This is a genomic window from Streptomyces sp. NPDC048671, from assembly GCF_055587045.1.
In genome coordinates this window covers 277,209-299,011 of sequence record NZ_JBVJHB010000005.1, presented here as the reverse complement: position 1 = coordinate 299,011, position 21,803 = coordinate 277,209, and the positions used below count along the sequence as shown (strand labels likewise).

At 71.2% G+C, this 21,803-nt stretch carries 16 protein-coding genes; 4 read left to right on the top strand and 12 right to left on the bottom strand.

All coding sequences use genetic code 11. The features are described 5' to 3' along the window. The first annotated feature begins 223 nt into the window (after positions 1 to 223). The gene (locus ACZ6S6_RS12455; RefSeq protein WP_469705360.1) at positions 224 to 3,034 is read left to right on the top strand and encodes a P-loop NTPase; all 2,811 of its coding nucleotides are present in this window, start codon (positions 224 to 226) and stop codon (positions 3,032 to 3,034) included. 276 nt (positions 3,035 to 3,310) lie between these two features. On the opposite strand, the gene ACZ6S6_RS12450 is transcribed toward ACZ6S6_RS12455, so the two are convergent. The 6 genes from ACZ6S6_RS12450 to ACZ6S6_RS12425 all read right to left on the bottom strand — a co-directional run bounded on the left by ACZ6S6_RS12450 (position 3,311) and on the right by ACZ6S6_RS12425 (position 10,886). Then, positions 3,311 to 4,342 (bottom strand): LacI family DNA-binding transcriptional regulator, encoded by a 1,032-nt coding sequence (locus ACZ6S6_RS12450; protein ID WP_362957623.1) that lies wholly within the window; start codon positions 4,340 to 4,342, stop codon positions 3,311 to 3,313. 240 nt (positions 4,343 to 4,582) lie between these two features. Beyond that, on the bottom strand, positions 4,583 to 6,043 hold the full coding sequence (locus ACZ6S6_RS12445; protein WP_362957626.1) for a GH1 family beta-glucosidase: 1,461 nt from the start codon (positions 6,041 to 6,043) through the stop codon (positions 4,583 to 4,585). Positions 6,044 to 6,164: 121 nt separating this feature from the next. After that, on the bottom strand, positions 6,165 to 7,085 hold the full coding sequence (locus ACZ6S6_RS12440) for a carbohydrate ABC transporter permease (protein WP_362957629.1): 921 nt from the start codon (positions 7,083 to 7,085) through the stop codon (positions 6,165 to 6,167). A gap of 15 nt (positions 7,086 to 7,100) precedes the next feature. Then, complete coding sequence (locus tag ACZ6S6_RS12435; RefSeq protein WP_362957632.1) at positions 7,101 to 8,090, bottom strand: carbohydrate ABC transporter permease; 990 nt, start codon at positions 8,088 to 8,090, stop codon at positions 7,101 to 7,103. A gap of 205 nt (positions 8,091 to 8,295) precedes the next feature. Further along, positions 8,296 to 9,624, bottom strand: coding sequence for an ABC transporter substrate-binding protein (locus tag ACZ6S6_RS12430; protein WP_362957635.1), 1,329 nt, complete (start codon positions 9,622 to 9,624; stop codon positions 8,296 to 8,298). Between the two features lie 560 nt (positions 9,625 to 10,184). Beyond that, a complete protein-coding gene (locus ACZ6S6_RS12425) occupies positions 10,185 to 10,886 on the bottom strand; it encodes a FadR/GntR family transcriptional regulator (protein ID WP_469705355.1) in 702 nt (233 codons plus the stop codon). A gap of 166 nt (positions 10,887 to 11,052) precedes the next feature. On the opposite strand from ACZ6S6_RS12425, the gene ACZ6S6_RS12420 reads away from it, so the two are divergent. Beyond that, positions 11,053 to 12,828 (top strand): 2-isopropylmalate synthase, encoded by a 1,776-nt coding sequence (locus tag ACZ6S6_RS12420; RefSeq protein ID WP_469705352.1) that lies wholly within the window; start codon positions 11,053 to 11,055, stop codon positions 12,826 to 12,828. Between the two features lie 112 nt (positions 12,829 to 12,940). On the opposite strand, the gene ACZ6S6_RS12415 is transcribed toward ACZ6S6_RS12420, so the two are convergent. From ACZ6S6_RS12415 to ACZ6S6_RS12405, 3 genes are all read right to left on the bottom strand, one after another. Beyond that, positions 12,941 to 14,422: a glycoside hydrolase family 18 protein gene (locus ACZ6S6_RS12415; protein WP_469705350.1), complete on the bottom strand. Its 1,482-nt coding sequence runs from the start codon at positions 14,420 to 14,422 to the stop codon at positions 12,941 to 12,943. 129 nt (positions 14,423 to 14,551) lie between these two features. Then, positions 14,552 to 16,000, bottom strand: coding sequence for a HAMP domain-containing sensor histidine kinase (locus tag ACZ6S6_RS12410; RefSeq protein WP_469705348.1), 1,449 nt, complete (start codon positions 15,998 to 16,000; stop codon positions 14,552 to 14,554). Next, entirely contained in the window at positions 15,997 to 16,707 is a 711-nt protein-coding gene (locus tag ACZ6S6_RS12405) for a response regulator transcription factor (RefSeq protein ID WP_362957649.1), read from the bottom strand. Before ACZ6S6_RS12405 ends, ACZ6S6_RS12410 begins: the two co-directional genes overlap by 4 nt. An 89-nt stretch (positions 16,708 to 16,796) precedes the next feature. Between ACZ6S6_RS12405 and ACZ6S6_RS12400 the strand changes: the two genes are divergently transcribed. Beyond that, positions 16,797 to 17,363, top strand: coding sequence for a hypothetical protein (locus ACZ6S6_RS12400; protein ID WP_469705345.1), 567 nt, complete (start codon positions 16,797 to 16,799; stop codon positions 17,361 to 17,363). 105 nt (positions 17,364 to 17,468) lie between these two features. On the opposite strand, the gene ACZ6S6_RS12395 is transcribed toward ACZ6S6_RS12400, so the two are convergent. Together ACZ6S6_RS12395 and ACZ6S6_RS12390 are read right to left on the bottom strand one after the other, a co-directional pair. Next, complete coding sequence (locus ACZ6S6_RS12395) at positions 17,469 to 18,395, bottom strand: spermidine synthase (protein WP_469705343.1); 927 nt, start codon at positions 18,393 to 18,395, stop codon at positions 17,469 to 17,471. A 98-nt stretch (positions 18,396 to 18,493) separates the two neighbouring features. After that, complete coding sequence (locus tag ACZ6S6_RS12390; RefSeq protein ID WP_469705614.1) at positions 18,494 to 18,961, bottom strand: hypothetical protein; 468 nt, start codon at positions 18,959 to 18,961, stop codon at positions 18,494 to 18,496. Between the two features lie 243 nt (positions 18,962 to 19,204). On the opposite strand from ACZ6S6_RS12390, the gene ACZ6S6_RS12385 reads away from it, so the two are divergent. Next, a complete protein-coding gene (locus ACZ6S6_RS12385) occupies positions 19,205 to 20,566 on the top strand; it encodes a tetratricopeptide repeat protein (RefSeq protein ID WP_469705340.1) in 1,362 nt (453 codons plus the stop codon). Between the two features lie 422 nt (positions 20,567 to 20,988). On the opposite strand, the gene ACZ6S6_RS12380 is transcribed toward ACZ6S6_RS12385, so the two are convergent. Then, positions 20,989 to 21,585 (bottom strand): histidine phosphatase family protein, encoded by a 597-nt coding sequence (locus tag ACZ6S6_RS12380; protein ID WP_469705338.1) that lies wholly within the window; start codon positions 21,583 to 21,585, stop codon positions 20,989 to 20,991. Positions 21,586 to 21,803: the final 218 nt, after the last annotated feature.

Sequence of the window (21,803 nt, the reverse complement as noted above, 5' to 3'; positions counted from 1 at the left end):
TGGTTCGGGGTATGCGGTGGGCGGGCGGCTGGTGTTGACCTCCGCTCACGTTGTCGGTCCCACCGGAACCCAGGCGAGGGTCTTTCACCCCGCCGGCAGAGGAGAGGCGAGCGGGAGGGTCGTGTGGCGTGGCACCCCAGGTGCCCATGATGACGCTGCTCTGGTCCTGGTCGACGATGATCCGTACTGGCAGCCGCCGGTGGAACCAGTGAGGTGGGGCCGGTTGGCGACGGACCAAACGGGCATCGCCTGCGATAGCTGGGGCATGCCGGATGTCGCGCAGCGTGACGGCAAGGCAGTTGAGGCTGCGCAGCTGGAAGGAAAGTTGAATCCGGGCAGTGGATTCGTGGGCAACCAGTACGTGATGGACCTGCTTCAGCAGCCCCCGCGGTGGTCACCCGATGGGACCTCGCCGTGGGGTGGCATGTCGGGCGCGGCGGTATTCTGCGACCGGCTGCTGATCGGGGTGGTGGCCTCGGACCGCGCACACTCCGGCGGTGGGCAGCTGAACGTCGTACCCGCCTACGTCCTCCACGCCAAGAAGGAGCCGGCCTTTCGGGCCACGCTCGCCGAGCACGGCGCCGGAGCGGATCACGGCCTGGAGGCAGCGGAACTTCAGCTTCTTACCGACTCCGCCCAGGTACCCGGCCGAAGCGGGAGTCTGTCCTCGCCCGCGGCGCTGCTCGATGCCCGGCACCAGACCGTGCCCTTCCACGGCCGCGAAGAGCTCCTCGGGGAACTGGAGAACTGGTGCAACGCCGAGGACGCGTTCGGGGCCAGGCTGCTGCACGGGCCGGGAGGCCAGGGCAAAACCCGTCTCGCACACCGCCTCGCTGCCCAACTGGCCCCCGACGGCTGGGTCGTCTTGTGGCCGAAGGCGAACGCCGCCGTGAACCAGCTGACGGATGTGCGGCACGTTTCCAAGCCGCTACTGGTCATCCTTGATTACGCCGAAGCCCGCGTCGAACAGCTCGCCGCCCTGGTGGAGGCCGCCTCCGACCACACTGCAACCTCCCCTCTCAGGCTCCTGCTGCTCGCCCGCGCCAAGGGTGAGTGGTGGGGCCGGGCAATCAGCGCTGCCCGACTGGACGACCCCACAAAACCTCCCACTCACTTCCTCGACCCGCTGGAGGACAGCCCGGACGACCGGGCCGACCACTACAGCAACGCGGCCGGCGCCATGGCCCGCGCACTGTCGCGGAACCACTGTCCGGCCGGACACGACTGGCTCAAGAATGCGGCCGGCCTGCGGCCGCCGACGCTGGACCAATCCCCCTACAGCAACGTCCTCACCCTCCAGATGACCGCCCTCGTCGACCTCCTCGACACCATCGATCCTCCCGGAGCCACCGACGCCGTCGGAGACCACCCGAGCGATGTTTCTCCGGCTGCGGATGTCGAAGACCGGCTGCTGAGACACGAAAGCCGATACTGGAAGCAGAACGCAGACTCCCAGGGCCTCACCCCCCAGCCCCTGAGCCTTTCTACGCTGGAGACGGCGCTGGCCGCCGCCCACCTTGTCGGCGCCGCCGACCGCGAACAAGCCGACCGACTGTGGCAACGGCTTCCCGTGCTGAAGGATCAGCCTCGCGACTGTCGCAACCGAGTCACCACCTGGATCTCCGCCCTCTACCCCCCTCCAGCAGGCACTCAGCTGCCCTGGGGCACGCTCCAACCCGACCGACTCGCCGAACGCCACGTCGGCCACATCCTGCGGGATAACCCTGCCCTCGCCGAGCAACTCCTCAAGGAAGCCGACCAAACCCAGGTCGATCGGCTGCTCACCGTCTACAGCCGCGCCGCAGCCCACCCCGTCTTCCGAGAGAGACTTGCCGGACAACTCACTGCCCTCTGCAGAAGCCGCCTTGATCTCGGCGCCTCGGTCATAGCCACCGCGACCCGCACCGACCATCCCGATCCCCTCATCACCGCCCTCACTAAGGCCATCAGCGACCCCGACACCTCCCTCGCTGATCTCGAAACCCTCAGTACGCAGCTCCCGAGGAGCAGCCAACGCCTAGCCGCCCCAGCGGTGCACCTCAGCCAAGCCCTCACCCGCCGGTACCGGGCGATCCTTGCCGAGGCAGGCCTCAAGGCCTGCCTCAAACGCAACACCTACAACACCTACCTGCGCGACCTCGCCACATCCCTGCACTACCTGTCCATGCGGCTGGGGGAGGCGGGACGGCGGAAGGAAGCCCTGGCCGCCATCGAGGAAGCCGTCAGGATCCGCCGCGGCCTGGTCAGACTCAGCCTCAGGGGCAGCCGCAACCGCAACGCCTACCTACAGGATCTCGCCCAGTCCCTGAACAACCTGTCCGCCGATCTGAGCATGGCGGGACGGGAGAACGAAAGCCGAGCCGCCAGCAGAAAATCCAACACGATCCGCAAGAGCCTGGAAAAGGCCGACCCCAACGCATACCTGCCCGACATCGCCGAGTCCCTGAACAACCTCTCCATCCGGCAGCGGCACGTGGGACAGCGGGACGACCGCCTATACGCCGTCAAAAGAGCCATCGAGCACTACCGTGGCCTGGCCGAGGCCAACCCCACCGCCTACCTGCCCAAGCTCGCCATGTCCCTGAACAACCTGTCCAACCGCCTGGGTGAGGTGGGACGGCGGAAGGAAGCCCTGGCCGCCATCGAGGAAGCCGTCAGGATCCGCCGCGGCCTGGCCGAGGCCAACCCCGACGCCTACCTGCCCGACCTCGCTCTGTCCCTGAACAACCTCTCCATCCAGCAGTGGAAGGGCGGACAGCGGGACGACGGCCTGGCCGCCATCAAAGAAGCCACCGAGCACTACCGTGGCCTGGCCAAGGCCAACCCCGACGCCTACCTGCCCGACCTCGCCGAGTCCGTGTACGTCCTCGCCGTCCGGCAGGGGCAGGGCGGACAACGGGACGACGGCCTGGCCGCCATCGAAGAGGCCGTCAAAATACACCGTCACCTGGCCAGGACCAATCCACCTCTCTTCGAAGCCGATCTAAAGAAATCTCTAGAAGTGGAAGCCCGACTCAAAGATCTCGGACAGTAGAGTCCGGCCTTTCTGTCGGCGACCAACACCTTGACGCCGGCAAACCGACCTCGGCGAGCAGCGCACACGGCTGGCCTTGAGCGCCGCGTACTCGCACTTCCCTCGCGCCACCGAGTTGAGAGCGATCTGGACGCATATACGCGCCCGAGACGCCCCTCTTCACGCCCACTTCGCTCTCAATTCTCTGCCGGCACCGTTGGGGGCGGGGCTTGATCGCCTCGCGCCGGTCGCGCCGCCGCCGCCGCCCCCGCCCCCGCCCCCGCCCCCGCCCCCGCCTCACGAGGAGTCCCGGACCACCAGTTCCGTCGGGAGCACGATCTGCGGCCGGTCGTCGCTCTCGCCCGCGATCATGTCGAGGAGCACCCGGGTCATCGTGCGCCCCATCTCCTCGATCGGCTGGCGCACGCTCGTCAGCGCCGGGTCCATGTGCCGGGCCACGGCCGAGTCGTCGAAGCCGATGAGGGCCACGTCGTCCGGGATGCGCCGGCCTGCCTCGCGGAGCACCTGGCGGGCGCCCGCCGCCATCAGGTCGGACGCGGCGAAGACCGCGTCCACGTCCGGGCGGCGGTCGAGCAGTTCGCGCATGGCCCGCACGCCGCCCTCCTCGGAGAAGTCGGCGAGGGCGACCAGCCGCTCGTCCGGTTCGAGCCCGGCCTCGGAGACCGCCTGGCGGTACCCGTCCAGGCGCCGCTGGGAAGCGTAGACGTCCAGTCGGCCGGTGATGGTGGCGATGGAGCGGCGGCCCCGGGAGACGAGGTGCTCGACGGCGCCGCGGGCGCCCTCGAAGTTGTCGGAGTCGACCGAGGGCAGCGGCTCGGTCGCGGACCTGCGGCCGTTCATCACGGCGGGCATGCCGAGCTGTTCCAGCAGGTCGGGCAGCGGGTCGTCGGCGTGCACGGAGACCAGCAGCACGCCGTCCACGCGGTGGGCGGTCAGATACTGTGCGAGTCTTCGGCGTTCGCGGTCGCTGCCGACGAGGGTGAGCAGCAGCTGCATCTCGGTGTCGGCCAGCGCCGCGCCGACCCCGCGGACGATGTCGGAGAAGTAGGGCTCCGCGAAGAAGCGGCTCTCCGACTCCGGCACCACGAGCGCGATGGCGTCCGTACGGTTCCCGGCCAGGGCGCGGGCGGCGCGGTTGGGTACGTAGCCCAGTTCGGCGACGGCAGCCTCCACCGCCTCCCGGGTGTGCGCGCTGACCCGCGGTGAGCCGTTGATGACCCGTGAGGCCGTGCCGCGACCCACTCCCGCCCGTGCCGCGACTTCCTCTAGCGTGGGCCGGCCCCCGCTCCGTACTCGCGCTGCCGTCATGGCTGCCTCCCGTTCGCGGTCAATTTCTCACAGTCGGATAACCAAACCAAGTCCTGGTGTTGGCTCTCTTGACACTCGACGGGACCGGTCGGCCGCTCCCCAGCCCCCACAGCGTGGGAGCGCTCCCACTCTACGCGCGTGGTCAAGGGGCCCCCGCAGGTCCCGGAGGCGGGGCGGAGAAAGGGGACGCGGACATGCCTGAGACCCGGCACGGGGCCGGGTCTCAGGGGTGGTGCGGGATCAGGACAGGCCGCCCGGCGGCAGGGCGTGGCGGCGGATCACGTCGGCGTACCAGTGGGCGCTCGCCTTGGGGATGCGGCGCTGGGAGGCATAGTCGACGTACACGGTGCCGAAGCGCTTCGAATAGCCGTACGCCCACTCGAAGTTGTCCATCAGCGACCACAGGAAGTAGCCGCGGACGTCGGCGCCGTCGGCCACCGCGCGCCGCACGGCGTCGAGGTGCCCGTGCAGGTACTCGATCCGCTCGGGGTCCTCCACCCGCCCCTCGGGCGAGACGTAGTCGTCGAACGCCGCGCCGTTCTCCGTGACCATCAGGGGCAGTCCCGGGTGGTCCCGGGTGACGTCCATGAGGAGGTTGTAGAGCCCGTCGGGGTCGATCGACCAGTTCATCGCGGTGCGCTCCTTCCCCTCGGCGAGGTGGAAGGCGACGTGCTCGGAGCCGGGCCACGGGGAGTGGTCGCTGGCGCCGTGGCCGTCGTTGCGCGTGTCACCGGAGCCCGCCTCGGGCGTGGAGACCAGCGTCGGCGTGTAGTAGTTGACGCCGAGGACGTCGACCGGGCGGGAGATGGCCGCCAGGTCGCCGTCCTGGACCAGCTTCGACCAGTCCACCAGGTGCCCGGTGTCGGCGATCAGGTCCTCGGGGTACTCGCCGCGCAGCATCGGCCCGGTGAAGATCCGGTTGCCCACCGCGTCGATCCGGCGGGCCGCGTCGGCGTCGGCCGCGCTCGTGGTGAGCGGGCGGACCTGGTGGAGGTTGAGGGTGACCGAGGTCTGCGCGGCAGCGGGGAGTTGACCGCGCAGAACCTCGATCGCCCGGCCATGGGCGAGGTTGAGGTGATGGGCCGCCCGCAGGGCGGAGGCGGGCTCGGTGCGGCCCGGAGCGTGCACGCCGGAGCCGTATCCGAGGAAGGCCGAGCACCACGGCTCGTTGAAGGTGGTCCAGGTCGCGACGCGGTCGCCGAGCGCGCCCGCCATGATCGCGGCGTAGTCGGCGAACCGGTCCGCGGTCACCCGCTGCGGCCAGCCGCCGGCGTCCTCCAGCTCCTGGGGCAGGTCCCAGTGGTAGAGGGTGGCGACCGGGGCGATGCCGGCTTCGAGCAGCTCGTCGACGAGCTTGCGGTAGAAGTCCAGACCGCGTTCGACGGCCGGGCCGCGCCCGGTGGGCTGTACCCGGGACCAGGAGATGGAGAAACGGTACGCCTTCAGCCCGAGCTGCTTCATCAGCGCAACGTCGTCGCGGTACAGGTGGTAGTGATCGGCGGCGATGTCTCCGGTGTCGCCGTTGCGGACCTTGCCCGGCGTACGGCTGAAGGTGTCCCAGATGGAGGGGGTGCGGCCGTCCTCGGCCGCGGCGCCCTCGACCTGGTAGGCGGCGGTGGCCGCCCCCCAGACGAAGCCTGTCGGGAATCTCGTTGCCTCGGGCGCCTGCTTCGGGGCGATGTCGGGTCGTACAGCAGTCATGCGGGAGCGCTCCCAGGAGTGGACGGACAGGGGCAGGGGGAGGTGGAACTCCGGAACCCGCACGGCCCGCGGTCAGGTACGGGCCGTACGGGGCTTCCGGGAAACGGCAGTTGACGGGGTGTTAGCCCTTGACTGCGCCGGACATGATCCCGCCGACGATCTGCTTGCCGAAGATGACGAACACCGCGAGCAGCGGCAGCGTGCTGATCAGCGCGCCGGCCATCACGATGCTCTCGTCGGGGGTGTAGGAGGCCTTCAGCTGACCGAGGGCCACCTGAAGGGTGGGGTTCTGCTGAGTCAGTGCGAGGTAGGGCCAGAAGAAGTCGTTCCACGCCTGGACGAAGGTGAGCATGCCCAGCACCATCATCGCGGGGCGGGCCACCGGGAGCACGACGCTTCGCACGATACGGAAGTTGCTCGCACCGTCGATCTTGGCGGCCTCGATGAGCTCGTACGGCAGCGCCTCGATCAGGTACTGCCGCATGAAGAACACGCCGAACGCGCTGACCAGGGTCGGGAAGATAACCGACTCCAGGCTTCCGCTCCAGCCGAGATCGGCCATCATCATGAACAGCGGGACGACGCTGAGCTGCGGCGGGATCGTCAGGGTCGCGATGACCGCGGTCATCAGTGCCCCGCGGCCGCGGAAGCGCATCTTGGCGAAGGCGTAGCCGGCCAGGGTGCAGAAGAAGAGCGTCGCCAGCGTGATGCAGCCGGAGACGATGAAGCTGTTGACTATCGCCTTGCCCAGATGCGCCTGGGTCCAGGCGGCCTCCAGGTTGTGGAACAGCCGCCCGCCGGGCACGAACGGCGGGGTGGAGGCCAAGACCTCGTCCTGGGTGTGGGACGCGGCCACCAGGGTCCAGTACAGCGGCAGCAGCGAGCCGATACCGACGACGGTCAGCGCGATGTAGGCGAACGGACCGCCCTTCAGCTGCTGCCCCGCACCGGGCTTGAAGCGGCTCGGACGCTTCGGCGCACGGTGCGCGGTGCGCGCCGGGAGGGCGGACCCCGAAACTTTGGTGGGGCTGGTGATGGTCATGGATATCGCTCCCGGTCAGACCGCGGATTTGCGTACGAAGCGGCCGATGAGCCAGTTGACCGCGGCGATGAGCAGCAGGAGGACGAGCATCGCCCAGGCCACTGCGGCGGCCGGGCCGAGATGCCCCAGGCTCCAGCCGTAGTTGAAGAGGTAGATGCTGAGGGTCTCGTACTGGTTCTCGTTGCCGCCGGTCGCGCCGAGGGGGCCGCCCTCCAGCAGCAGCGGCTCGCCGAACAGCTGCATCGAACCGATGGTCGAGATGACGATCGTGAACAGAATCGTGGGCCGCAGCGAGGGGATGGTCACCTTGAGGAACTGCTGCCAGCGCGAGGCGCCGTCGAGCGAGGCCGCCTCGTACAGGTCCGACGGAACCGCCTGCATCGCGGCGAGGTAGATCAGCGTGTTGTAGCCGGTCCAGCGCCAGATCACGATGACGGAGATGGCGATCTTGGACGTCCAGTGGCCGTTGGCCCAGTTGGTGTCACCGAAGCCGACGAAGTCCAGCGCCCAGTTCAGCAGACCGCCGTCGGCCCGGAAGACCAGGGCGAAGACGAGGGCCGCGGAGGCCACCGAGGTGGCGTACGGGGTGAGGATGACCGTGCGCCAGAAGGTGCTGGCCCGGAGCTTGTAGTTCAACAGGTGCGCCAGGCCCAGGGCCACGAGCAGCTGCGGGACCGTCGACATGACACCGATCAGGAAGGTGTTGCTGACAGCCGTCCAGAACTCCGAGTCGTGCAGGATCTTGTCGAAGTTGTCCCAGCCGACCCATTCCATCTTGTTCATGCCGGTCATCTCGACCCGGTGCAGGGCGATCCAGCCGGTGTAGATCAGCGGATAGAGCCCGAAGGCGCCGAAGACGAGGAAGAACGGGGCTATGTAGGCGTACGGCGACGCCTTGTCGTCGAACCGCCAGATGCGGCTCCGCCACGTCTGCCGGCGGATGCTCACTGGCTTCTTCGGGGGTGGCGGGGCGTATGCGTCCCGGGTGGGAGACGAGGTGGCCACGGGCGGGATTCCTTCCCTGGAGTGCTTGAGTTACCCGGGTACGAGGCAGGGCCCAGGACGCGTGCGGTGGGCTTCCACGGGGCGGCCGGGAGGTACCCGGTCGCCCCGTGCAAGCCCATCGGCAGACGTGTCCCGCCCGGCCCTGCACCCGCGGGACGGTGACGCGCAGGTGCGGGCGGCCCGGGGCCGCCCGCCGCTGCGAACGTCAGCCGATCACCTTGTCGATCTTCTCCGTCGCCGCGTCCCACGCCTTGTCGGGCTCGGTTCCGCGCTGCTCCATGTTGTTGATCTGGGTGGAGATGGCTTCCTTGATGGCGGCGTCCTTCGGGCCGATGACGGCCTCGGGGATGGACTTGGCCTCGTCGGCGTAGACCTGCCCGATCGGTGCGTCGCTGAAGTACGGGAGCGTGGCGCCCTTCACGTCGGCCAGCTCGTACGCGCCCTCGTTGGACGGGAAGACACCGATCGCCTTGAAGACGGCGGCCTGCTGCTCGGGGGCGGTCAGCCACTTGACGAGCTTGCCTGCCTCCTCGACGTTCTTGCCCGACTTGGGCACACCGAGGAACGATCCGCCCCAGTTGGCGGCGGCCGAACCGGGGGCGGTGGTGATGTCCCACTTGCCCTTGTTGGCGTCACCGGCGGCGATCGAGATCTGACCGGCCATCCAGGCGGGGCAGACCACGGTGGCCACCGTGCTCTTGCGCAGACCGGCCTTCCACGGGTCACCGAACTGGGCGAGGCCCTGGGTCAGTCCCTTGTCCGCGGCCTCGGCCGCCAGGTTCCAGCCCTGCTTGACGCTGGGGCTGTCCTTGTAGATCGCCTTGCCGCTCTCGTCGTAGTACTGCTTCGAGTTCGAGCTGACGACGGCGTTGAACATCGCGCTGGCGGAGTCCATGAAGTACGTCTTCGCAGGCGCCTGCTTCTTGAACTCCTCACCGAGCTTGAGGTAGTCCTCCCAGCCCCCGGCGAGCTTGGCGGCGACTTCCTTGCGGTCAGTCGGCAGGCCGGCCTTCTTGAAGAGCTCGGTGTTGTAGCAGAGCGACATCGGGCCGATGTCGGTACCCGCGCCGATCACCTTGCCGTCGGTCGTGGTGGCCTGCTTCGCCTTCCAGGACACCCACTCCTTGACGTCGATGACCTTGCTCAGGTCGGCGAACTGGTCCGCCTTGGTGTCGACGAGCTCCTTGATGCGTCCGACCTCGAGGCCCTGGACATCGGCCAGTCCACTGCCCGAGTTCAGCTGCTGGAGCAGCTTCGGGTAGTAGTCCTCCTCCTTGGCGGTGGTCTCTTCCTTCACCGTGATGTTCGGGTGCAGCTCGTGGTACTTCGCGAAGAGGCCGGCTTCCTTGTAGCCGAACTGCCCGTAGTCGGCGACGGTCAGCGTGATCTTCCCGTTCGCATCGGCGCCCGTGCTGTCCGAATCGTCCGAGTCGCTGCTGCAGCCGGTCAGCAACAGGGCCGTGGCTGTCAGGCCCGTGGTGGCCAGGACCGCGACTCTGCGGCTCCGACCGGCGGCGGTGCGGGTGATACGCATTCCACTACTCCTTGTTCCAGGGTGGGACTGGCGTTCTGACTGCGTGGCATACGCGCTGGTGGGTGCGGGTGCCGGATGGTTCAGGGGGGAGGACACGGGCAGTGCCGTTCGCACGAGAAATCCTCCTGCGATGTGGGAGCGCTCCCATGCGTCGATGTCGGAAGGTTCCTGCCTGAGAGGGGTGGGTGTCAAGAGTTGAAGGCGCTTCCGTTGCGCGAGCGTGTCCTGCAAGTCACGAGACCGTGTCCGGCCAAGGGCTTGCCAAAGCGCGTGGACAGGTGATGCGGAATCTTCCATTCCCGAATTCCCGCAGGTGACAGGCTTGTTGGGGCAGGATTACGACGCCGGCGCCGGGAAGCCGCGATGATCTCCCCGGATTTCCGCCGACCCCCCGAAACGCCCTCCACCGGTCCCGATTTCCCCGGACCGCCCGCCGGAAGGTGAACGGGAGACCGCGCTACGGGGGTACTGGGGAGCGCTCTCGCGTTCTTTCCCCGAACCCGGGGGGGGCCTGGATCCTGCCGTGGGGCGTGCGGCGGGCGGGAGTTCCCTGCGGAGGGTCAGGTGGCGCGCAGGCGGGCCAGGGTCTGTTCCAGCTCCGCCTCGGCGGCCCGGCCCGCCGATTCCGCGTCGCCCGCCACGACCGCCGCGACCAGGGCCCGGTGTGCCGCGTCGCCGTGGTGCGGGTCGTCGCGGCGCAGGCCGGTCAGCTCCACCAGGTCGATGAGCGCCTGCCGCAGCACGGGGACGAACTCACCGAAGAGATCGGTGAGTACGGGGTTGTGGGCGGCCGCCACCACGGCCCGGTGCAGGGCGATGTCCGCGTCCACGAACCCGTCGTCCGGCCCGGCGCCCGCCGCCCGCCGCGCCGTGAGTGCCGCGTCCAGGGCGGCCAGGTCCTCGTCTGTGCGCCGCCGGGCGGCCAGCCGGGCGGCCTGGACCTCGATCAGCATGCGCACCTCGTGGACGTCGGCGACGGCGGCCCGGCGCAGCCGGTCCGGCCAGTCCCGCGCCGCGTGGTCGGCGATGACGAAGACGCCGGCTCCCTGGCGGGACTGGAGCAGGCCGAGCGCGGCGAGTGTGCGCACCGCCTCGCGGACGGTGGAGCGGCCCACGCCCAGCGTCTTGGCGAGGGTGGTCTCGCCGGGGATCTTCGTGCCGACCGGCCAGTGCCCCTCGGTGATCTGCGCGCGCAGATGGCTCGTGGCCTGTTCGACCAGAGGGCTGGGGCGGAGCGGACCGAGCGAGGACACGGGATTCACCTGTCAGGTTGTCTGAGGACTTGGTTTCTGGCTACTGTACCGATCATGACGTACGGCGGTTTCCTTCTTCTCGGCTGCCGCGGCGGGGCCTGAAGCGATCGGCACCCCGCCGCGGGGTGCCGTGCTGTGCCGGTCGCGTCCGGCGATGCGAGAAGAGACCGCGTTCATGTCCGAGTTCACGTCCGACGTGCTGTCCCCGATGCACGGCTTCCCCACGATCCGCACCCCGCGCGGGCCCGTACCCGAGGCCGCGCCCCACTGGAACCGGCAGCGCTCCAGCTCCATGCCGTCACACCGCTACCGTTCCGCCTTCGACCGCGTCGACATCCCGCTGACCGGGCGCACCTGGCCGCAGGCCCGGATCGAGCGGGCCCCGCTCTGGGTGCCCGTCGATCTGCGGGACGGCAACCAGGCGCTGGCCGAGCCGATGGACACCCCGCGCAAGCGCCGGATGTTCGATCTGCTGGTCGCGATGGGGTTCAAGGAGATCGAGGTCGGCTACCCGTCCGCGAGCCGAACCGACTTCGACTTCGTCCGGCACCTGGCTCGGAGCGGGGCCGTGCCGGACGACGTGACGGTGGTCGTCTTCACCCCGGCCAAGGCTGATCTGATCGAACGGACCTTCGAGTCCGTCGCGGGCCTGGACCGGGTGGTCGTCCACCTCTACATCCCGACCGCCCCTGTCTGGCGGGACGTCGTCCTGAAACGCGACCGGGCCGAGGTGCACGGCGTGGTGCTGGACGCCGCGCGGCAGATGGAGCGGCTGGCGCGGGCCAGGCCGGGGGCGGACATCCGGTTCGAGTTCTCGCCCGAGGTCTTCATCCTGACCGAACCGGACTACGTGCTGGAGATCTGCAACAGCCTCACCGAGGTCTGGGACGCCTCACCGGACCGGCCGGTGATCCACAACCTGCCGGCCACGGTGGAGATCGCGACGCCCAACGTGTACGCGGACCAGATCGAGTACACGCACCGCCATCTGGACCGGCGCGACGCGGTGATCCTCTCCGTCCACCCGCACAACGACCGGGGTACGGGGGTGGCGTGCGCGGAGCTCGCGGTGCTGGCGGGGGCGCAGCGGGTGGAGGGCTGCCTGTTCGGCAACGGGGAGCGCACCGGCAATGTCGACCTGGTCAACCTGGCCCTGAACCTGCACGCCCAGGGCGTCGATCCGATGATCGACTTCTCGGACATCGACGAGATCCGCCGCACGGTCGAGCACTGCAACCGGCTGCCGGTGCCGCCGCGCCATCCGTACGGCGGCGACCTGGTGTACACCGCGTTCTCCGGTACCCACCAGGACGCGATCAGCAAGGGCTTCGCGCACCACGAGAGCAGCGGTTGCGAGCTGTGGTCGGTGCCGTACCTGCCGATCGACCCGGCGGACGTGGGGCGCAGTTACGAGGCCGTCATCCGGGTCAACAGCCAGTCGGGCAAGGGCGGCATCGCCCATCTGCTGCGCGGCAGCCACGGCGTGGACCTGCCGGCCCGGATGCGGGCGGACTTCTCCCGTACGGTGCAGGACGCGACGGACGACAGCGGTCTGGAGGCCACGCCGAAGGATCTGTGGGAGCTGTTCGAGGCGACGTATCTGGTCCCGGGGCGGGACGGGGCGATCGCCCTGACGTCCTGGTCGGCGGAGCGCGATCCGGCCGGTGGCCACCGGTTCGTCTGCACGCTGCGGGTGGACGGGCGCGAGGGCGACTACGAGGGCACGGGCAGCGGCACGGTGTCCGCGTTCACGCACGCTCTGGCGGCCGCGGGCGTGGAGGTCACGATCCTCGACTTCTCGGAGCACGGGGCGGACGCGGCGTGGTCCACGGTGACGTCGTACGCGGAGTGCCGGGTCGGCGGTGAGGTGCGCTGGGGGGCGGGCCAGGACGCCTCCGCGCTCGCGTCGTCGGTGGCGGCGGTGCTGTCCGCGGTGAACCGGGCGCGGTAGCCCGGCTGCCGCGGTAGCCCGGCTGCCGCGGCTTCCGCCCGCGGGAATGGGGGCGCACCCCGGCCGGATGTGGGGGGAGTGGGGACCGGCCGGGATGCGCGGGGGGTGGTGGCTACTTGTAGGCTCCGAACGCCTTCGTGAAGGCGAGCGGCTCCTGCGCGATCGAGCTGCACGAGGCGTCGGCGGACGGCTTCGCGCCGCCCTCGCACTCCTTGTCCCGGGTGCCCGACCACATCGCGAGCCAGCCGAGGCCCTTGTCCTGGGCGAACTCGACCAGTTGCGTGGCGTCCTCGACCTTGAAGATCTCGGTGCTGACGTCGTTGACGCCGATCATCGGGGTGACCGCGACGGCCTTCCAGGCATCCGCGTCGGAGAGCCCGAGCACGCCCTTGACCTGGGCCTGGGTGGCGGTGGCCGCCTGGATCGCGTACGTGCCCATGTCGCCGCTGTACGAGGCGCCGTAGTCCATCGCCATGATGTTGACCGCCCCGACGTCCACGCCGTTCTTCTTCGCGTCGGCGACCAGGTCCACACCGGGCTGGGTCAGGCCCTCGGGCATCGCCGGCAGGGTGAAGGAGACGTCCAGGCCGGGGTGGGACTTCTGGAGCTGGGCGATGGCCTGCGAGCGGCGGGAGTTGGCCGCGGTGTCGGGCAGCGCGCCGCCCTCGATGTCGAAGTCGACCTTGGTCAGCTTGTACGTGTCCACGACCTTGCCGTAGGCCGTGGCCAGGTCGGCGGCCGAGGTGCAGTTCAGCGCCAGCTCGGAGCCGGACGCGCCGCCGAAGGAGACCCGGACGTCGCCGCCCGCCGCGCGCAGGCCGTCGATCTGGGAGGCGACCTGGTCGTCCCCGAGGCCGGTGACACCGCCCCAGAGCGGGGCGCAGCTGCCGCCGGAGGTGATGAAGGCGAGGTTGAACTGCTTGACGCCGGTCTTGGTGGCGGTGCCGGTCAGGTCGAAGGCAGGGTAGAGCGAGGTGTCGACGTACGGGGCGAAGCCCGCCCCGCTCGCGGTGCCGCCGCTGCCGCCCGCGTCGGTGCTGGTGGGGGTCGGCGTGGGGGCCGGTGTCCCGGTCGGCGGGGCCGTGGGGGTGGCCGAGCCGGTGGGGGCGGGGGTCGCGGTCCCGGTGGGGCGGCCGCTGGGCTCCGGGGTGGCCCCGGTGTCGACGGAGCAGGTGGCGTCGTCGATGAGGCAGCCGGTGGGGTCGGCCGCCTTGTCGTCCGAGCTGGTGACGAAGCCGATGGTGACGGACTTGCCGGGGGCCAGCTCCTTGTCCCAGCTCGCCGGCGTGACCGTGACGTGGCTGCCGCTGACGGTGTGCTCGCCGTTCCACAGCGAGCTCAGCTTCGTGCCCGCGGGCAGGTCGAACTCCAGGGTCCAGCCGGACTTCGCCTTGTCGGTGTCGTTGGTGACGACGTACTGCCCGGTGTAACCGCCCGTCCAGCCGCTGGTCCTGGTGTAGGCGGCGCCGACCGATGACGCCTGGGCCGTGCCGGTGAGGGCGAAGACCGCTGTGCCGATCACGGCCGCGGCGACGACCGCGCCGATCGCCTTGGCCCTGGTGCTCGCCGTGCGCCGGTGCGTGCTGGTGCCCATCGCGTTCCTGCCTCGTCATACGGAAGTGGGGGATGCGAGAGCACGCTAGCGACACCGAATCCGGCACATGCCGCAATTCGGGCCCGCGTTGATGTTCTTAGGGTGGGCTTAAGGAGCGCATCGGCCGCTCTAAAGGTTCGGGCCCGCTCCGGAGCGGAACCGGGGCCCCGCGTTCCGCCGGGTCACCGCGCGCCGCTGCCGCCCGACCCGGTGCCCGCGCCCCTTCGGCCGCTGCCCGTCGAGCGCGATCCAGACGCGCACCTCCGTGCCGCCGAGCACCGAGCGCCCGATCCGCACATCGCCGCCGGTGGACTCCGCGACCCGGCGGACGATGTCGAGGCCCAGCCCGGTCGAGCCCACCGCGTCCTTCGTACCGCCGCGGCCGCTGCCGCCGCGCGCCAGGGCGGCCCTGGGGTCCGCGATGCCGCCGCCGGCGTCCGAGACCAGCACGATCACCGCGTCGCCGCTGTGGTGCACGTCCACGGCGAAGGCGGTGCCCTCGGGGGTGTGCCGGAAGACGTTGCCCAGCAACGCGTCGAGTGCCGCGGCCAGTTCGGGGCGGGCCACCGGAATGCGTACCGTACGGTCCACTCCCGCGAGGCGCACCTCGCGGCCCTCGTCCTCGGCCAGCGCCGACCAGAAGTCCATGCGTTCCCGGATGACCTCGGAGGCGTCGCAGCCGGCTCCCGGCCCGCCGCCGCCCTGCCCCTGGGTCTGCGGGCGCTGCTCCCTGGCGGTCCTGATGATCGTGTCGACCTCGCGCTCCAACTGCTCGACGGCCGCCCGGGTCTGCTCGGCCGCCGGGCCCTCGCCGAGCGAGGCGGCGTTGAGCCGCAGGACGGTGAGCGGGGTGCGCAGCCGGTGCGAGAGGTCGGCGGCCAGCTCCCGTTCGTTGGCGAGGAGTTGGACGACCTGGTCGGCCATGGAGTTGAACGCGACGGCGGCGGAGTGCAGTTCGGTCGGCCCCTCCTCCGGAACCCGGGTCCCGAGCCGCCCCTCCCCCAGGTCCTGCGCGGCCCCCGCGAGCCGCCGGGCGGGCTCCACCATGCGTACGCCGAGCCGGTCGGCCACGGCGACCGAGCCGACGATCAGCGCGATGCCCACGCCCGCCAGCATCAGCCAGGCGGTGGCGACGCCGTTGGAGACCTCGTCCTCGGGCACGAACACCTCGACGACGGCGATGCCCCCGGAGCCGAGCGCGGTGGGCTGGAGCAGCGCGGAGCCGCCGGGCACCTCGGTGATGGAGGCGCGCCCCGACTCCCGTACGGTCTCCAGGTCCTCACGGGTGGCGCGCCGGCTGCCGATCTCCACCGCCCGGCTGCCGGCCTCGCCTGCCGCGGGTAGGTGGACGGCCATCCGGCCGGCGGCGCCGGGTTCGGTGGTGAGCACGGCCGTTTCGAGTTCGGCGCGGTCGGTGGTGATGGAGAGGGTGGGGCCGATCATCGCGGCCTGCCGTTCGGCGTCGGAGAAGGCGCGGTCGCGGGCCATCTCCTTGACGACGAGGCCGAGGGGTACGGCGAAGGCGACCACGACCATCACGGTGACGGCCAGGCAGACCTTGACCAGCGCCCATCTCATGCGGGCGGCTCCGGGGGCCCGGCGGGCGGCTGCAGCTTCACGCCGACGCCGCGCAGGGTGTGCAGATAGCGGGGCCGGGCGGCCGTCTCGCCCAGTTTCCGCCGGAGCCAGGAGAGATGGACGTCGATGGTCTGGTCGTCCCCGTACGACTGCTGCCAGACCTCGGCGAGGAGTTCCTTGCGCGCGACGACGACGCCGGGCCGGCCGGCGAGGAAGGTCAGCAGGTCGAACTCCCGCCGGGTGAGGTCGAGGTCCGCACCGTCGAGTTCGGCCCGGCGCCGCAGCGGGTCTATGGAGAGCCCGCCGACCCGGATGACGCGCGGGGAGGCCGCCCGGCCCTCCGCGGCCCGCGAGCGGCGCAGTACGGCGGCCATCCGCGCGGAGAGGTGCTCCACGGAGAACGGCTTGGTCAGGTAGTCGTCCGCGCCGTCGTTGAGCAGCCGGACGATCTCGCTCTCGTCGTCGCGGGCGGTCGCGATGATGACGGGCACGTCGGTGATGCCGCGCAGCATCTTCAGCGCCTCCGACCCGTCGAGGTCGGGCAGCCCGAGATCGAGGATGACCACGTCGAACCGGAAGTGGGCGACCTCGCGCAGCGCTTCGAGCGCGGTGCCGACACTCCGTACCGTGTGGGAGGCCTCGGTCAGGTGCCGGATGAGGGCGGAACGTACGAACTGGTCGTCCTCGACCACGAGCACACTTGGCATGGGCGGCACCGTACGCCATCCGGCATCCCCGGGTCCGGCCGGTGGCGGTACCGGTACACCGTGCGGGCCGGTGGTGCAGGATGTGCCGGATGCAACGAGGACTCGTACACGCGCTCGCGTGGTCGCTCGCCACCGGCGCGGCGGTCACGCTGTCGTGGTGGGGCGTGCACACCGTGATGGCGGGGACGGCGTACGACCCGCCGCGCGCGGTGCCGATCTCCGCGAGCGCCCGGGGCGAACGGGGCGGCCTGGGCGACCGGGCGGGCACGGAGACGCTGTCGTCCTCGACGCACCGCCCGGAACCGTCCCCGTCGCCCAGCAGCACGCCCCCCGCCACCCCGAAGCCGTCCGTGATCTCCTCCCCCGCGCGGTCGCACGCCCCCGCGAGCACGTCCCCGCCCTCGTCCCCGTCCGCCCCATCGGCCACTCCCGCGGGCACGGCGAAGGGCTACTCGACGGACGGCGGCCGGATCGTCTTCGAGCTGGGCGCGGACAGCGCGAAGCTGGTGTCCGCGACGCCGGAGCCGGGATGGTCGATGCGGGTCTGGACGAACTCGACCTGGATCCGGGTGAACTTCGCCCAGGACGACGGCACGACGGTCTCGGTGTTCTGCACCTGGAACGACCATCCGCCGCAGGTCGAGATCGTGAAGTGACCGTGGAACGGCAGCCCGCCCGGAGGCCGCGATCGTGAAGTGACGTGGAGCGGCAGCCCGCCCGGAGGTCACCCGACAGCTTCTCGGCGGCCCCTCGGCGGCCTCTCAGTCGAAGGCCGAGGCGGGCGGCGGCGGTGAGGGCCGGGCGCCGGCGTCGTGCACCGCGGCCGCGCCGCCGGTGAAGTCCGCGAGCGCACGCCCGTGTTCGACGCGCCCCGGATGCGGATCGGTCGCCACCCGGCGGGTCAGCTCCGCGACCTTCGGCTTCACGTCCGAGGCGAGCAGTACGGCGTTGCCGAAGCGGCGGCCGCGGAACACGGTCGGGTCGGCGGCGAGCGCGAGCTCGGGGAAGACGGTCGCGGCGGTGGCGATCTGGCCGCGCAGATGGGCCAGCGGGGGGCCGTCCGCGAGGTTGGCCACGTAGGTCCCGCCGGGCTTCAGGACGCGGCGCACCTCGGCGAGGAACTCGGTGCTGGTGAGGTGGGCGGGGGTCCGGGCCCCGCTGAAGACGTCGGCGATGACCAGGTCGGCCCAGTCGTCCTGGATCTTCCCGAGCCCGGCGCGGGCGTCGGTGGCGCGGACCCTGATCCTGGCCTGCGGGTCCAGCGGCAGTTCCCGGCGCACCAGCTGGACGAGGGCCGCGTCCACCTCGACGATCTGCTGGGTGGAGCGGGGGCGGGTCGCGGCGATGTAGCGGGCGAGCGTGAACGCCCCGCCGCCCAGGTGCACGACGTGCAGCGGCTGGCCGGCGGGCGCGGCCAGATCAGCGATGTGGCCGATCCTGCGCTGGTACTCGAAGGAGAGGTACGCCGGGTCGTCGAGGTCCACGTGGGACTGCGGCGCACCGTCGATCGTCAGCGTCCAGGCGTGCCTGCGCTCCCGGTCGGGCACCAGCTCGGCAAGGCCCCCGTCCACCGGCTCGGAGACGTTGCCGCCGGGGCGCTCGGCGCCGCGTGCCGCCTTGCGGTCGGTTCTGCGGTCCGCGCGCTGCTTGCGGTCGCCCGCTCCGCCGGCGGCTCCTCGACGTGCCACTACCGCTCGTACCTGCTCACTGCTCATCGGGTCCGGGACCGGCCGGGACCGGCCGGGACGGGCGGGTTCCGCTCACCCGCCCCGCGGCCATTATGGGCTCAGCGGCAGTTGTCGGCCGCCTCGATCATCCGGGCGGCCTGGTCGAGCGCGGCCCGCAGCACGGCGGGGTCGGTGACCGAGATGTCGTCGCCGGGGGGCAGCAGCCAGCCGCTGCCGGAGACGGGCGGCTCGGCGGGGATGCGCAGCCCGCGGCCGTCGGTCCGCGTACAGGCGCTGCCCGGTACGTCCCAGGCCTCGGCGGTGCCGGGCGGCACCAGGAAGCCGAGGGTGGCGCACGGGCCGTCGTGGAGGACCGGGCCGACGGCCTCCTGGTCGGCGCCGCGACGCAGGATGTCCACCGCCTCCAGGCCCTGACGGGCGGGGACGGTCACCAGGTCGCAGGGTTCCGCGCCGGGAGGCGGGCCCGGCGCGGCGGGCCCCTCGGCGGGTGCCACGGGGCCGGCCGTCGCGGCCGTCGCGGCCGTCGTCGCGGTTGTCCGCGAGCCGGTCGCCGGATCGAGATGCAACAAGGGACCTCTCCTCTCATCGCCGGGCGGAGCCGGACTCCGTCGCCACATGGACCAACGCGCCGACCGCGTCAACGGCTACGGCCCCACACCGCTGCAAAGGGTGGCAGTTCATGGCGGATCGTGGGCGAGATGCCCGATTCGTCAGCAAACGCAGTGTGTGTGCCTTGTCACAACAGGTACGTTCTTGCTCCGCCGGGACACCGGAGACAAACGCCCGGCTCGCGCCAGAGAGGGCCCGCCATGGTGTCGACACGGGCAGTTCCCAACCTCGCCTTCCGGCGGCTGCGCGGACAGCGCTCCGCCGGGGAGTTCGCTGCCGCGGTACGCAGGTCAGCCCGCGAGATCGGCGAGCAGGTCGCGTGCGACGCCCGGTACATCGGACGCGTGGAATCCGGCGAGATCCGCTGCCCGAACTACGCGTACGAGCGGGTCTTCCTGCACATGTTCCCCGGGGCGGACCTGGCGGACCTGGGCTTCTCGCCGCGTGAATCGGTACGCGGCCGGGGGGCCCGGCCCGCGGCGGACGTCCCTTCGCCCCCGACTTCCCCGCTGCTCGGCAGCGGCACCGACGAGGAGTGCGACGTGCTGCGTCGCGTATTCATGACGAGCGGCTCCACCACGATGGCGGCCGCGTCCCTGAGCCTGGGCCTCGGTGGCATGACCGCCTCCGTGTCCCTGCCCGCGCAGCGCCGGGTCGGCGAGGCGGAGGTGCACGCCGTCGAGAAGGCGGTGCGCCAGATCCGTCTGCTGGACGACCGGCACGGCGGTGACGGCCTCTACCGGCGGGCCGCCCAGCCGTTGCGCGCGGCGTACGCGCTGCTCGACTCCGGGACCGCGGCCCGGCGCTCCACGGCGGACCGGCTGCACAGCGGGGCCGGTGAGCTGGCCATCTCGGTGGGCTGGCTGGCCCATGACTCGGGCCGGTTCGAGGACGCCCGTTCGCACTACGCGGAGGCGCTGGCCACGGCGCGGGTGGCCGGGGACCATGCGCTGGAGGCGCACGCGTTCTGCAACGCGTCGTTCCTGGCCCGGGACACCGGGCGCTCGCGCGAGTCCGTGCGCGCCGCGGAGGCGGGACAGCGGGCCGCCCGGCCGCTGGGCTCACCCAGGCTGATGGCGCTGCTCTCGCTGCGGGAGGCGGGGGGCCGGGCGGGGCTCGGGGACCGTACCGGCTGCGAGCGGGCGATCGGCCGGGCGCACACCGCGTTCGGGCAGGGGCCGTCCGCCGCGGACCCGGAGTGGATGAGCTTCTTCCGGGAGGCGGAGCTGGAGATGCTGGAGGCGCAGTGCTGGTCGGCGCTGGGCGACTGGTCGCGGGCGGCGCGGCACGCACGGCGTGCGACGCGGCTTCAGGATCCGCACTTCACCCGGAACCTGGCGCTGTACCGGGCCGAGCTGACCACGGACCTGGCACGGGCGGGCCTCGCGGAGGAGGCGGCGGCCACGGGCCACCAGGTGCTGGACCTGCTGGACCAGGTCCGGTCCTCCCGGATCAGGGCGATGCTGGCCGGAGCGGTGGCGGTCCTGCGGCCGCGGGGCCGGGGATCGGTCGACATCACGGACTTCCTCGACCGCCACACGGCTTCCGGCACCAAGACGTAGGGCCTGGGTACGTAGGACCTGGGCCTGGGTCGCCCGGGGCGCGCGTGCGGGACCCGCTCACCCCTGGCCCACCCAGCCCGTCCGCGGCGCGTTCGCAAAATCCCACTCACCCCGGGCCCACCCAGCCTGTCCGGCGTTTGAGGACGGAACCCTCCGGCCGGACCGGGGCGCGAAAACCAGCCCTTCCGGCGTTTGAGGACGGAACCCTCTGCCCGGACCGGAGCGCGAAAACCAGCCCGCCCGGCGTTTGAGGGCAAAGGTGGTGACCCCGGACCGGGGTACAGGGTTCCGTCCTCAATCGCCGGACGGGCTGGAATCGTTACCCCGACCGCCAGGTACAGGGTTCCGTCCTCAAACGCCGGACGGGCTGGCGATAACCGGGGCATCCGGGACCGCATCCGGGACCGGGAACCCCGTCAGGGCTACCGCTCCAGGTGCCCCGTGTCGTTCCACCGCTCCAGGGCCGGCGCCCCGTACGCCCACCCCAGCACCGACAGCGACGTCGGATCCAGCCGGACGCGCGCCGCGAACGACACGTCCTCGCCCAGCCAGCGCGCCCCGAGCGCCCGCAGGATGTGGCCGTGGGCGAAGACCAGTACGTCGCGGTCGCGAGAGCGGGCCCACTCGACGATCTCGTCGGCACGGGCCGACAGCTCGGCCAGGGTCTCCCCCTCCGGCACCCCGTCGCGCCAGATGAACCAGTCCGGGCGGATCGCCTTGATCTCGGCCGGGGTCATCCCCTCGTACGCCCCGTAATCCCACTCCATCAGCGCGTCCCACCGCTCGGCCCGCGCGCCGAACCCCGCGAGCTCGCACGTCTCGGCGGCCCGTACGAGCGGGCTGGTCCGGACCTCGAGACCGGGCAGGTCCGCCCACGGCCCCCGGTGCAGCCGCTCGCCGAGCAGCTTGGCGCCCGCGCGCCCGGTGTCGAGCAGCGGGATGTCCGTCCTGCCGGTGTGATTGCCGTTGACGGACCATTCCGTCTGGCCGTGCCGGGCAAGCAGGATTCGCGGTGCCATGTGACGGCTCTCCCTGAAACTGAGACCTCTGATCCTGGATCTGAGATCTTGGACATCGACGGGGACGGAACCGTCCGGCACGCTACGGGGGAACGTTGGGAACGGATCGTCCGGATTTCCATCATCGCGCACCCGCCCGTGAGGCAACCTGGGGGCCCGCACCGGCGTCCCACCCATCGCAGACAAATCCGAACAGCTGAGGGGTGCCGAAGGGCACC

Excerpts from the sequence above, each read along its gene's own strand:
- ACZ6S6_RS12450 (WP_362957623.1), bottom strand. The coding sequence starts at position 4,342 with ATGACGGCAGCGCGAGTACGGAGCGGGGGCCGGCCCACGCTAGAGGAA.
- ACZ6S6_RS12445 (WP_362957626.1), bottom strand. The coding sequence starts at position 6,043 with ATGACTGCTGTACGACCCGACATCGCCCCGAAGCAGGCGCCCGAGGCA.
- ACZ6S6_RS12440 (WP_362957629.1), bottom strand. The coding sequence starts at position 7,085 with ATGACCATCACCAGCCCCACCAAAGTTTCGGGGTCCGCCCTCCCGGCG.
- ACZ6S6_RS12430 (WP_362957635.1), bottom strand. The coding sequence starts at position 9,624 with ATGCGTATCACCCGCACCGCCGCCGGTCGGAGCCGCAGAGTCGCGGTC.
- ACZ6S6_RS12420 (WP_469705352.1), top strand. The coding sequence starts at position 11,053 with ATGTCCGAGTTCACGTCCGACGTGCTGTCCCCGATGCACGGCTTCCCC.
- ACZ6S6_RS12415 (WP_469705350.1), bottom strand. The coding sequence starts at position 14,422 with ATGGGCACCAGCACGCACCGGCGCACGGCGAGCACCAGGGCCAAGGCG.
- ACZ6S6_RS12410 (WP_469705348.1), bottom strand. The coding sequence starts at position 16,000 with ATGAGATGGGCGCTGGTCAAGGTCTGCCTGGCCGTCACCGTGATGGTC.
- ACZ6S6_RS12405 (WP_362957649.1), bottom strand. The coding sequence starts at position 16,707 with ATGCCAAGTGTGCTCGTGGTCGAGGACGACCAGTTCGTACGTTCCGCC.
- ACZ6S6_RS12400 (WP_469705345.1), top strand. The coding sequence starts at position 16,797 with ATGCAACGAGGACTCGTACACGCGCTCGCGTGGTCGCTCGCCACCGGC.
- ACZ6S6_RS12385 (WP_469705340.1), top strand. The coding sequence starts at position 19,205 with ATGGTGTCGACACGGGCAGTTCCCAACCTCGCCTTCCGGCGGCTGCGC.
- ACZ6S6_RS12380 (WP_469705338.1), bottom strand. The coding sequence starts at position 21,585 with ATGGCACCGCGAATCCTGCTTGCCCGGCACGGCCAGACGGAATGGTCC.